This is a genomic window from Collinsella sp. SGI.033, assembly GCF_050315135.1.
In the GTDB taxonomy this organism is placed as follows: Bacteria; Actinomycetota; Coriobacteriia; order Coriobacteriales; family Coriobacteriaceae; genus Collinsella.
On sequence record NZ_JBNPOK010000080.1, the window covers coordinates 1 to 282 of the forward strand.

The following is a 282-nucleotide window of genomic DNA, read 5'->3' on the forward strand; positions in this document are numbered from 1 at the left end:
GGGACTGCGGACAAAAAGTTGGACCGTTGAGGTCCGGAACGGAGTCCGCATGGCATACAGTAGGAGAATGGTGGAGAGGGCCAGGGCGCTTCGCGGCGCCGGGCTCACCGTCATGGAGATAACCGAGATACTCGGCGGGCCCGGCAAGACGTCCGTCTGGCGCTGGATCAGGGACGTGCGCAAGCCCGCGGGAAGGGCCGGTGGAGGAATGGACCTGCCGCGACTCGTCGGGGACGGCCCCGACTACCCCGACATCGACCCGGAGGACAAGGACGCCCTGAT

The 282-nt window shown here is 66.7% G+C and carries 1 protein-coding gene; it reads left to right on the forward strand.

The window, feature by feature from the left end; translation table 11 throughout:
- Positions 1-49: 49 nt before the first annotated feature.
- Positions 50-282: hypothetical protein (locus ACQRC0_RS08845; protein WP_427729345.1), on the forward strand; the 233-nt coding region annotated here is incomplete at its 3' end.